The organism is Anaeromassilibacillus sp. Marseille-P3371 (genome assembly GCF_900169665.1).
Taxonomy (GTDB): Bacteria; Bacillota; Clostridia; order Oscillospirales; family Acutalibacteraceae; genus Anaeromassilibacillus.
Genome location: NZ_LT835157.1, coordinates 2,142,503 through 2,154,734, shown reverse-complemented (window position 1 = coordinate 2,154,734; position 12,232 = coordinate 2,142,503). Strand labels below are relative to the sequence as shown.

General features: G+C 52.3%; 6 protein-coding genes. All 6 read left to right on the top strand.

Annotated elements, in window-relative coordinates:
• Positions 1 to 129 precede the first annotated feature (129 nt).
• Positions 130 to 3,873 carry a DNA-directed RNA polymerase subunit beta gene (gene rpoB / locus B9Y59_RS08875; protein ID WP_085534588.1) on the top strand — a complete coding sequence of 1,248 codons (3,744 nt, stop codon included), beginning with the start codon at positions 130 to 132 and terminating at the stop codon, positions 3,871 to 3,873.
• A gap of 18 nt (positions 3,874 to 3,891) precedes the next feature.
• Positions 3,892 to 7,434 carry a DNA-directed RNA polymerase subunit beta' gene (gene rpoC, locus B9Y59_RS08870; RefSeq protein ID WP_054324205.1) on the top strand — a complete coding sequence of 1,181 codons (3,543 nt, stop codon included), beginning with the start codon at positions 3,892 to 3,894 and terminating at the stop codon, positions 7,432 to 7,434.
• A gap of 262 nt (positions 7,435 to 7,696) precedes the next feature.
• Positions 7,697 to 8,125, top strand: a complete 429-nt coding sequence (gene rpsL / locus B9Y59_RS08865) for a 30S ribosomal protein S12 (RefSeq protein ID WP_054324206.1) — start codon at positions 7,697 to 7,699, stop codon at positions 8,123 to 8,125.
• 174 nt (positions 8,126 to 8,299) lie between these two features.
• Complete coding sequence (rpsG, locus tag B9Y59_RS08860; RefSeq protein ID WP_054324207.1) at positions 8,300 to 8,770, top strand: 30S ribosomal protein S7; 471 nt, start codon at positions 8,300 to 8,302, stop codon at positions 8,768 to 8,770.
• A 45-nt stretch (positions 8,771 to 8,815) separates the two neighbouring features.
• Positions 8,816 to 10,897 carry an elongation factor G gene (gene fusA / locus B9Y59_RS08855; protein WP_085533004.1) on the top strand — a complete coding sequence of 694 codons (2,082 nt, stop codon included), beginning with the start codon at positions 8,816 to 8,818 and terminating at the stop codon, positions 10,895 to 10,897.
• A 106-nt stretch (positions 10,898 to 11,003) separates the two neighbouring features.
• Positions 11,004 to 12,206: an elongation factor Tu gene (gene tuf / locus B9Y59_RS08850; protein ID WP_054324209.1), complete on the top strand. Its 1,203-nt coding sequence runs from the start codon at positions 11,004 to 11,006 to the stop codon at positions 12,204 to 12,206.
• Positions 12,207 to 12,232 lie beyond the last annotated feature (26 nt).

Genomic DNA, 12,232 nt, shown 5'->3' with positions numbered 1-12,232 from the left:
GCATGTCCATGTTTGATTATCATATCACAACTCCTCTAAAAAGGCAAGCCCTTCTTGTGAAGAGAGTTGTGTTTCCCAGATAGATGCCACAATCAGGATGGTAAATTTTTGAATGGAGTGATTGAGCCAATGGTGAATGTCAAACCGGTACAGGTCGGCAAAAATGTCCGCATGAGCTTCTCACGCATTGACGAAGTGCTGGATATGCCCAATCTGATCGAGGTCCAGAAAAATTCCTACAAGTGGTTCCTGGATGAAGGCTTGAAGGAAGTTTTTAAGGATGTCTCAGGGATCACAGATTATACGGGCAATCTGGTCCTCGATTTTGTGGACTACAAACTGGATGTCGACAAGCCGAACTATAGCGTGGAAGAGTGCAAGGAGCGCGACGCCACCTATGCGGCTGCACTCCGGGTGACCGCCCGTCTTCTGAACAAGGAGAGCGGAGAGATCAAGGAATCTGAGGTCTTTATGGGCGATTTCCCGCTGATGACTGAAAGCGGCACCTTTGTAATCAACGGCGCAGAACGTGTGATCGTATCCCAGTTGGTTCGTTCTCCCGGCGTCTATTATAAGATGGAGTATGACAAGACCGGCAAGGAATTGTTCAGCTCCACAGTTATTCCGAACCGCGGCGCGTGGTTGGAATACGAAAATGACGCCAACGATGTGTTTTATGTTCGCATCGACAAGAACCGCAAAATCCCTGTGACGGTCTTTATCCGCGCCCTTGGCCTGGGCAGCGATGAAGAGATCCGCGAGTATTTTGGCGATGATGACCGCATCAACGCAACCATTGAGAAAGACCCTTGTAAAAACATGGAGGAGGCGCTTTTCGAAGTTTATCGGAAATTGCGCCCCAGCGAGCCGCCTACCATTGAGAGCGCCCAGTCCCACATCAACGGCCTCTTCTTTGATGCGCGCCGTTACGATCTTTCCCGCGTAGGCCGCTACAAGTACAATAAAAAGCTGAATTTGGCAGGCCGCATCACCGGCCAGCAGCTGGCCAGACCGATTGTCAACCCGCTCACCGGCGAGTTGATGGCAGAAGAAGGACAGGTTGTCTCCCGCGAGTTGGCAAAAGAGATCGACGACGCGGGTGTAAGCGTGGTCTATGTCACAGTGAACGAACGCGAAGTCAAAGTGATTTCCAATGGCATGGTGGACATTCAGAAGTTCGTGAATTTTGATGCTGTGACAGAATGCGACATCAATGAACGGGTTCGCTTCAGTGTACTGGCGGAGATCTTGGGCGAGTGCGGCGACGATGACGAGGCGCTCAAGGATATGATCCGCTCCCGCCGGGATGAGTTGATTCCCAAACACATTATCATCGATGATATTTTTTCCTCGATCAACTATATGAACTGCCTGGCGGTTGGTTTGGGCAGTGTGGACGATATCGACCATTTGGGAAATCGCCGTATCCGCTCGGTGGGCGAATTGTTGCAGAACCAGTTCCGTATTGGTTTTTCCCGTTTGGAGCGCGTTATTCGCGAGCGTATGACCCTGCAGGCGCAGGACTTGGAAGTTTTGACTCCCCATTCGCTCATCAATATCCGTCCTGTTGTAGCGGCGATTAAAGAATTCTTTGGTTCTTCGCCGTTGTCCCAGTTTATGGATCAGACCAATCCGTTGGCAGAGCTGACGCATAAGCGCCGCCTTTCGGCTCTGGGTCCGGGCGGACTCTCCAGAGACCGTGCAGGGTTTGAGGTCCGTGACGTACACTATAGCCACTACGGCCGCATGTGCCCAATTGAGACACCGGAAGGCCCGAACATCGGCCTGATTTCCTATTTGGCAACGTTTGCTCGAATCAACCAGTACGGGTTCATTGAAGCGCCCTATCGCCGGGTGGACAAGGAGACTGGAATTGTCACCGACGAAGTCGTCTATATGACGGCGGACATGGAGGATGAATACATCGTTGCACAGGCAAACGAACCGTTGGACGAGGACGGTCGCTTTAAGCATCTAAAGGTCAACGCCCGTTCCCGGGATGAATTCGTGGAAGTGGAGCGCGAACGTGCGGACTTCATGGATGTTTCTCCGCGAATGGTTGTGTCCGTTGCAACGGCGATGATTCCTTTTTTGGAAAACGACGACGCCAACCGTGCACTGATGGGTTCCAACATGCAGCGGCAGGCAGTGCCGTTGCTCAGGACAGAGTCTCCGATTGTCGGAACCGGCATGGAATATAAGGCGGGTGTTGACTCCGGCGTCTGTGTGCTGGCAAAGCGTGCGGGCGTGGTGCGCAGTGTCAGTGCGGATGAAGTCCGTGTGACCCGCGACGACGGCGAGATCGACACCTATCACATCATCAAATTTATGCGCTCGAACCAGGGAACATGTGTCAACCAAGTTCCGGTTGTGAGCGTGGGAGATCGTGTTCAGGTGGGCGATGTCATTGCCGACGGACCGGCAACCAAGGACGGCGAGATCAGCCTGGGTAAGAATGCCCTGATCGGTTTTATGACCTGGGAAGGTTACAACTACGAGGACGCGGTTTTGATCAGTGAAAAGATCGTCCGCGATGATGTTTATACGTCCATTCACATTGAAGAATATGAGACCGAGGCCCGCGATACAAAGCTTGGGCCGGAGGAGATCACCCGGGATATTCCGAACGTCAACGAAGACCTCCTGCGTGACCTCGATGAAAGCGGCATTATCCGCGTCGGCGCAGAGGTGCGTGCGGGCGACATTCTGGTCGGAAAGGTTACACCGAAGGGTGAAACCGAGTTGACCGCAGAAGAACGCTTGCTGCGTGCGATCTTTGGTGAAAAGGCCCGTGAAGTACGCGACACCTCCCTTCGCGTACCCCATGGCGAATATGGCATTGTGGTGGATGTCAAAGTCTTTACCCGTGAGAACAGCCACGATGAGTTGAGCCCCGGAGTCAACAAGGTTGTGCGCTGTTATATTGCGCAGAAGAGAAAGATTTCGGTCGGCGACAAGATGGCGGGCCGCCACGGAAACAAAGGTGTTGTATCCCGTATCCTGCCGGTGGAGGATATGCCGTTCCTGCCGGATGGCACTCCACTGGACATTGTGTTGAACCCCCTGGGCGTTCCGTCCCGTATGAACATCGGCCAGGTTTTGGAAGTACACCTCGGCATGGCTGCCAAAGCGCTCGGTTGGAAGATCATGACCCCGGTTTTCGATGGTGCACATGAAGACGACATCCGCGAGTGCTTCAAGCAAGCAGGTATGCGCGAAGATGGTAAGATTCTTTTGAAAGACGGCCGTACGGGCGAATATTTCGACAACCCGGTTACAGTTGGTTATATGTACTACCTCAAGCTGCATCACCTGGTCGACGATAAGATTCATGCTCGCTCAACCGGTCCGTATTCGCTGGTTACACAGCAGCCGTTGGGCGGCAAGGCGCAGTTTGGCGGCCAGCGTTTCGGTGAGATGGAGGTCTGGGCGCTGGAGGCATACGGCGCTGCTTACACTTTGCAAGAGATTTTGACCGTCAAGTCCGACGATGTGGTCGGCCGTGTTAAGACCTATGAGGCCATTGTAAAGGGCCAGAATATTCCGAAACCGGGTGTTCCGGAGTCCTTCAAGGTTCTAATCAAGGAATTGCAGTCTTTGGGCTTGGATGTCAAGGTGTTGGATAGGAACAACGAAGAAATTGACCTCAAGCAGAACTTTGACGATGACGACGATATGGGCTTCACCCCATCCGACGATTTGTTTGACGAACCGACTGTGGAGGACGGAGAGCTGGATGGCTATTCGACGGAAGAGCATGAGGACGACGACCTCTTTGACGGGGACGACTTCCCGTCCGATGGAGATGACGATCTTTTTGAGAAGGAGGAACCCTTTGACATTTCTTCTGATGGAGACGGCGAACAGGAATAAATAGAAGGGGGTCACATAATGGAATTCAACGAATTTGAATCAATAAAAATCGGGCTGGCTTCGCCGGACAAGATCCGCGAATGGTCCTATGGCGAAGTCAAGAAGCCGGAGACGATCAACTACCGTACCCTAAAGCCGGAGCGCGACGGCCTCTTTTGCGAGCGTATCTTTGGACCGCAGAAGGACTGGGAATGCCATTGCGGCAAATATAAGCGTATCCGTTATAAGGGAAAGATCTGCGACCGCTGCGGCGTTGAAGTTACACGGGCGAAGGTTCGCCGCGAGCGCATGGGCCATATTGAGTTGGCTGCGCCCGTTTCCCATATTTGGTACTTCAAAGGAATCCCTTCCCGGATGGGGTTGATTCTGGATATATCCCCCCGCATGCTGGAAAAAGTGCTCTATTTTGCCCTGTATATTGTCACGGACCCCGGAAATGTGCGTGAGCTGCAGAAAAAGCAGCTCTTGACCGAAAAGGAATACCGTGATCTGCGCGAAAAATACGAGGACGATTTCCAGGCCAGTATGGGCGCGGAAGCCATCAAGACCCTGTTGGAGGAAATTGATCTGGAAAAGGAGTCCGTCGAGCTCAAAGATGAGCTGGCGACGGCCTCCGGTCAGAAGCGTGTCCGTATTTTGAAGCGCCTAGAGGTTGTTGAGGCATTCCGGCTCTCGGGTAACCGTCCGGAGTGGATGATTCTCGACGTGGTGCCGGTCATCCCGCCGGACATTCGCCCGATGGTTCAGCTCGATGGCGGACGTTTTGCGACCTCTGACCTGAACGACCTCTATCGCCGTGTCATCAACCGAAACAACCGCTTGAAGCGGCTGTTGGAGCTCGGCGCGCCAGACATCATCGTCCGCAACGAAAAGCGCATGTTGCAGGAGGCGGTTGATGCATTGATTGACAATGGCCGCCGTGGCCGTCCGGTCACTGGCCCGAACAACCGTCCGTTGAAGTCCCTTTCCGATATGTTGAAAGGCAAACAGGGGCGTTTCCGCCAGAACCTGTTGGGCAAGCGTGTTGACTATTCCGGCCGTTCCGTTATTGTGGTTGGGCCGGAACTGAAAATGTATCAGTGCGGCCTGCCAAAAGAAATGGCGTTGGAATTGTTTAAGCCATTTGTAATGAAACGTTTGGTAGAGACCGGCGCCGCCGGAAACATCAAGGCGGCCAGAAAAGCGGTCGAGCGCGCGAAGCCAGAGGTCTGGGATGCTTTGGAAATCGTTATCAAGAATCATCCGGTGTTGCTCAACCGTGCGCCTACGTTGCATCGTTTGGGCATTCAGGCATTTGAACCGGTGTTGGTTGAGGGGCGCGCGTTGAAGTTGCATCCGTTGGCATGTACAGCGTACAATGCTGACTTTGACGGCGACCAGATGGCTGTACACGTCCCGTTGTCCTCCGAAGCGCAGGCGGAAGCCCGCTTCCTGATGCTGGCGGCCGGCAACCTGCTTAAGCCTTCCGACGGGCGCCCGGTTACGGTTCCAACGCAGGACATGGTTCTGGGGTCCTATTATCTCACATTGGAAAAAGACGGAGAGCTGGGTGAAGGAAAAGTTTTCCGTGATTTCGACGAAGCGATTATGGCGTACGATTCGCATATTGTTGGACTGCATGCGAAGATTAAGGTACGCAGAACTATGGAGATCGATGGCCAGAAGGTTTCCCGTTTGGTGGATACCACCGTGGGCCGTATGATTTTCAACCGTCCAATTCCGCAGGATCTCGGCTTTGTGGACCGTTCGGACCCAGAAAACCGCTTCAAGTTTGAGATTGAATTCCTGGTTGGCAAAAAACAACTTGGAAAAATCATCGATAAATGTATTAAAGTTCACGGTGTTCCAAAGACTTCGGAAGTATTGGACGCTGTGAAAGCACAGGGATATAAGTATTCCACTAAGAGCGCCATCACGGTCGCTGTCTGTGATGCGACCATTCCGCCACAAAAGAAGGAGATCATCTCTGAGGCAGAAAAGAAGATTGATCTGGTTACCGATCAGTTCAAAAACGGTTTGCTCTCCGATGGAGAACGTTACAACGCCGTTTTGAAAACTTGGGAAAAGGCCACCAACGATGTAACGGACGCTCTGCAGAAGGGGCTGGACCGCTACAACCCGATCTTTATGATGGCAGATTCCGGCGCTCGTGGTTCCATGAGCCAGATCCGTCAGTTGGCCGGCATGCGCGGTCTGATTGCAAATACCTCCGGTAAGACGATCGAGATTCCGATTCGTGCAAATTACCGTGAAGGTTTGAACATTTTGGAATACTTCATTTCTTCCCGTGGCGCCCGAAAGGGCTTGGCGGATACGGCTCTGCGTACCGCGGACTCCGGTTATCTGACCCGCCGCCTGGTCGATGTTTCGCAGGATGTGATCATCCGCGAGGAGGACTGCGGTGCAACGGACGGCCTGGAGGTCTTTGATATTAAGGAAGGCAAGGAGTCCATTGAGTCTCTGCACGAGCGTTTGATTGGACGTTATCTGGTAGAAGACTTTGTCGACCCGGAGACGGGGGCGGTGCTTGTCTCCAAGGACAAGATGATGGATGACAACGATGCAGATATCATTGTTGGGCATGGCGTACAGCGCATCAAGGTTCGCTCAATTCTGAACTGCCGTGCGCGCCATGGTGTGTGCCAGAAATGTTATGGCGCCAACCTGGCGAACGGCCAGCCGGTTACCGTCGGCGAGGCGGTGGGGATCATCGCGGCGCAGTCCATCGGTGAGCCTGGTACGCAGTTGACCATGAGAACCTTCCATACCGGCGGCGTCGCCAGCGCAGAGGATATTACGCAGGGTCTTCCCCGCGTCGAAGAGCTGTTTGAGGGCCGTAAGCCAAAGCATCTGGCCATTATCAGTGAGATTGGCGGCCGGGTAACGTTTGAAGATATTAAGAAAAATCGTCATGTGGTTGTAACCGACCAGGAGAGCGGCGAAAGCAAGTCCTATTTGATTCCCTTTGGTTCCCGTATCATCGTCAATGAGGGCGACGTAATCGATAAAGGGACGCGCATTACAGAAGGTTCGGTAAATCCGCACGATGTACTTGCGATCAGCGGTACACATGCGGTGGAGGATTATCTGATTGAAGAAGTACAGCGCGTTTACCGGATGCAGGGCGTTGACATCAACGACAAGCATATCGAGGTCATTGTGCGCCAGATGATGAAGAAGGTCAAGGTCGAAGATCCGGGCGATACGAAGCTTCTGCCCAGTTCTTTGGTTGAAAAGACCGAGTTTGAGGCAGAAAATCAAATCGTTCGGGAGCGCATTGCTGCGGGAGAACCCGATCTGCGCGAGGCAACCTGTTCGCCGACCCTGTTGGGTATTACCAAGGCCTCCTTGGCGACCGATTCGTTCCTCTCGGCTGCCTCTTTCCAGGAGACGACCCGCGTGTTGACCGATGCTGCTATCAAAGGCAAGGTGGACCCGCTGCTCGGTTTGAAGGAAAATGTCATCATCGGTAAGTTGGTCCCGGCCGGCACAGGCATGAAATGCTATAGCGGCGTTGAGATCGAACATGAAGGTGAGGACTTGACAAATCAAGCCATTTAGCGCTATAATATTCAATTGTAACGGCGGGGCGGATCAAATTCTTCCAAATTCTGCAATATGTGGGAAAGATGAATAAAATCCGCGGGAGAAGCCCGTGAAATTCGGGGAATATTCCCTGTGCCTTACGAAACTTATAAAAATTTATCCTGTTCCAGGAATTTCTTTTCTGGAACAGGATAAAATTGTGTTTAATCCCTTTTTCTCTAGGTGTTCAGCGGTTTTCCGCTTGACATATATTTTCTTTTATGTGAGGAGGTGTCGTATGCCAACATTTAACCAGTTAGTTCATACTGGCCGTGAGGTAAGCGAAAAGAAGGCAAAGGCTCCTGCACTTTTGAAGGGCTGGAACTCCAAGAAGCGCATTGCGATTGATCAGGATTCCCCGCAAAAGCGTGGTGTTTGCACGTCTGTTAAGACGGCTACCCCGAAGAAGCCGAACTCTGCTCTTCGTAAGATCGCCAGAGTAAGGCTCTCTAATGGAATCGAAGTCAGCGCTTATATCCCCGGTGTGGGCCACAACCTGCAGGAACACAGCGTCGTGATGATCCGCGGCGGCCGTGTTAAGGACCTTCCTGGTGTCCGTTACCATATTATCCGTGGTACGCTGGATGCCCAGGGCGTTGCAAAGCGTATGCAGGCTCGTTCCAAGTATGGTGCGAAGCGTCCGAAGGCTGGTAAGGCTACAAAGTAAGAGCCAAAGCTACACTCTAAATTTGACAAGATCCGAACGGCTGCATGTTTGACACAAAACACAATGCAGCGGCGTTTTATATAGATTTTCTATAGCGGACGCCTCTGTGTTGGCCAACGGGAGTTTGTCGCTTTCGAGTACCTATGATATCATTCTGTGAAGGAGGGAAGTAAAGTGCCAAGAAGAGGAAATATTGCAAAACGTGATGTTTTGCCCGATCCGCTTTACAATTCGAAGCTTGTAACTCGTCTTATCAACAATATCATGTACGACGGCAAGAAGGGCGTTGCTCAGAAAATTGTCTATGGTGCATTTGATATTATTCGTGAAAAGACCGGCAAAGAGCCGCTGGAGGTCTTTGAGCAGGCGATGGAAAACGTCATGCCGCAGCTCGAAGTTAAGGCCCGCCGTGTCGGCGGCGCTACCTACCAGGTGCCGATGGAGGTTCGTCCAGAGAGAAGACAGACCTTGGGCCTGCGCTGGATGACCAACTATTCCAGACTCAGATCTGAAAAGACCATGAAGGAAAGACTTGCCGGCGAGATCCTTGATGCTGTTAATGGTGCTGGCGGTGCTGCCAAGAAGCGTGACGATACGCACAAGATGGCAGAGGCTAACAGAGCTTTCGCACATTACAGATGGTAATCGGCGCAGGCTGTATACTATTTTCAGAACTTTAAGGAGGAAACTATGCCAAGGCAGGTATCACTCGAAATGACCCGCAATATCGGTATCATGGCGCACATCGATGCCGGTAAAACAACGACGACAGAACGTATTCTGTATTATACGGGTGTTAACCACAAGATCGGCGAGACGCACGACGGTGCTGCAACGATGGACTGGATGGCGCAGGAGCAGGAGAGAGGTATCACGATTACCTCTGCTGCTACGACCTGCTTCTGGAAAGGCCACCGCATCAACATCATTGACACTCCCGGCCACGTGGACTTCACCGTTGAGGTGGAACGTTCCCTGCGCGTACTGGACGGTTCTGTAACCGTTTTCTGCGCAAAGGGTGGCGTTGAGCCCCAGTCCGAAACGGTTTGGCGCCAGGCTGAGGAATATCATGTTCCGCGTATGGCGTATGTCAATAAGATGGACATCATGGGCGCTGACTTCTATAATGTCGTCAAGATGATGAAGGAGCGCTTGAAGTGTAATGCCGTTCCGATTCAGCTTCCGATCGGCAGCGAAGATACCTTCCGTGGGATCATCGACCTGATCGATATGAAGGCGGACGTCTACTATGACGACATGGGCAAGGATATGCGCGTCGAGGATATTCCGGAGGATATGGTTGACATTGCCGAGGAATATCACAATGCACTGCTTGAGCATGTTGCTGAGCAGGACGACGAGCTCATGGAGAAATATCTCTCCGGTGAAGAGCTCACTAGGGAAGAGATTGTTCGTACAATCCGTAAGTCCACCATTGCCAATACGATGGTTCCAGTGACTTGTGGTACTTCCTATAAGAACAAGGGCGTGCAGAAGCTCCTGGATGCGATCATCGACTATATGCCGGCTCCGACCGACATCCCTGCAATCCGTGGTGTAAACCCGGAGACAGGCGAGGAAGAGGATCGTCATGCATCCGACGATGAGCCCTTCTCTGCACTTGCATTTAAGATTGCGGCTGACCCATTTGTTGGAAAGCTGTGCTATTTCCGTGTGTACTCCGGTACATTGAGTGCGGGCGCTACAGTTTACAACTCTGTAAAGGACAGCAATGAGAGAATCGGCCGTATTTTGCAGATGCACGCAAATCACCGCCAGGATATCGACATTGTCTATGCGGGTGATATTGCCGCGGCAATCGGTGTAAAGAACACCACCACCGGCGACACCCTGTGCGATGAAAAGCATCCGGTCATTCTGGAATCCATGGAATTCCCGGAGCCGGTTATTCGCGTGGCTATCGAGCCGAAGACAAAGGCTGGCCAGGAAAAGATGGGTATTGCGCTGGCAAAGCTGGCGGAAGAGGACCCGACCTTTAAGGCATATACCGATGAGGAGACCGGCCAGACCATCATCGCCGGCATGGGCGAGCTCCACTTGGAGATCATTGTGGACAGACTTCTGCGTGAATTCAAGGTGGAAGCAAATGTCGGTAAGCCGCAGGTTGCTTACAAGGAGACCATTCGCAAGTTGGCGGATGTTGACACCAAGTACGCAAGACAGTCCGGTGGTAAAGGCCAGTACGGTCATGTTAAGATTAAAATCGAGCCAAACCCGGAGAAGGGTTATGAGTTCGTCAATGCGACGGTTGGTGGCTCGATTCCGAAGGAATATATTCCGGCGGTTGACCAAGGTATCCAGGGTGCAATGCTCTCCGGTGTCTTGGCAGGCTACAACGTTGTAGATGTAAAGGTTACACTGTATGATGGTTCTTATCACGAGGTTGACTCCTCTGAGATGGCCTTTAAGATCGCTGGTTCTATGGCGTTCAAGGAGGCAATGAAGAAGGCTGACCCGGTGATTTTGGAGCCAATCATGAAGGTTGTTGTTACCGTGCCCGAGGATTACATGGGCGACGTTATCGGCGACCTGAACGCCCGCCGCGGCATGATCCAGGGCATGGACGCTGTTTCCGGCGCTCAGCAGATCACCGCGATGGTTCCGCTGTCCGAGATGTTCGGTTATGCAACCGACATGCGTTCGAAGACACAGGGCAGAGGCCAGTATACGATGGAACCGGATCACTATGCTGAGGTTCCGAAGTTTGTTTCGGATTCCATCATCAGCGAACGCGGGAAAAAGGCTGAATAAGTTACAAAATATGCTTGATTTTTCGCCATTTCCTTGGTAAAATGATAAGCATAGTTCTGAACTTAAAAAATCTCTGATCTGTATTATAAAAAGGAGGAGAATCCCAATGGCAAAAGCAAAATTCGAAAGATCCAAACCGCATATTAACATTGGCACCATCGGCCACGTTGACCATGGTAAGACCACACTGACTGCTGCGATCACGAAGGTCCTCAACCTGGAGGGCGACGCAGAGTTCGTCGATTATGCAAATATCGATAAGGCTCCTGAAGAGAGAGAGCGTGGTATCACGATCAACACCGCGCACGTGGAATATCAGACTGCAACCCGTCACTATGCACACGTTGACTGCCCCGGCCATGCTGACTATGTTAAGAACATGATCACCGGTGCTGCTCAGATGGACGGCGCTATCCTGGTTGTTTCCGCTGCTGACGGCCCGATGCCGCAGACCAGAGAGCACATCCTGCTCTCCCGTCAGGTTGGCGTGCCGTATATCGTTGTGTTCATGAACAAAGCGGATCAGGTTGACGATCCGGAGCTGCTCGATCTGGTCGAGATGGAAATCCGCGACCTGTTGAACGAGTATGAGTTCCCGGGCGATGACACCCCGATTGTCCGCGGTTCTGCTCTCCAGGCTCTGGAGTCCGAGTCTAAGGACCCGAGTGCACCGGAGTACAAGTGCATCCATGAGCTGATGGCTGCTGTTGATAGCTACATTCCGACTCCGGAGCGTAAGTCCGACCTGCCGTTCTTGATGCCTGTTGAGGACGTCTTCACCATCACCGGCCGTGGTACTGTTGCGACTGGTAGAGTGGAGCGCGGTATGGCAAAGGTTGGCGAAGAAGTTGAGATCATCGGCTTGACCGAGGAGCGCAAGAAGACCGTTATCACAGGTCTGGAAATGTTCCGCAAGGTTCTCGACTTTGCTGAGGCTGGCGACAACGTTGGCGCTTTGCTTCGTGGTATTCAGAGAACGGAAATCGAGCGTGGACAGGTTCTCGCAAAGCCGGGTACCATTCATCCGCACACGAAGTTCCGCGGCCAGGTTTACGTCCTGACAAAGGATGAAGGTGGCCGTCATACTCCGTTCTTTAACAACTATCGTCCGCAGTTCTATTTCAGAACGACCGACGTTACCGGTGTTATCAATCTGCCGGAAGGCACCGAGATGTGCATGCCTGGCGATAACGTCGAGATGGACGTTGAATTGATTACCCCGATCGCAATCGAGGAAGGCCTCCGTTTCGCTATCCGTGAGGGCGGCCGTACGGTTGGTTCCGGTGTTGTTATCAAGATCAACGAGTAATTTTTACTTGCTCATGAAGGGTTTCA

Bases quoted from the DNA above. Each gene is read 5' to 3' on its own strand.
- rpoB (WP_085534588.1), top strand. From the start codon at position 130: ATGGTGAATGTCAAACCGGTACAGGTCGGCAAAAATGTCCGCATGAGC.
- rpoC (WP_054324205.1), top strand. From the start codon at position 3,892: ATGGAATTCAACGAATTTGAATCAATAAAAATCGGGCTGGCTTCGCCG.
- rpsL (WP_054324206.1), top strand. From the start codon at position 7,697: ATGCCAACATTTAACCAGTTAGTTCATACTGGCCGTGAGGTAAGCGAA.
- fusA (WP_085533004.1), top strand. From the start codon at position 8,816: ATGCCAAGGCAGGTATCACTCGAAATGACCCGCAATATCGGTATCATG.
- tuf (WP_054324209.1), top strand. From the start codon at position 11,004: ATGGCAAAAGCAAAATTCGAAAGATCCAAACCGCATATTAACATTGGC.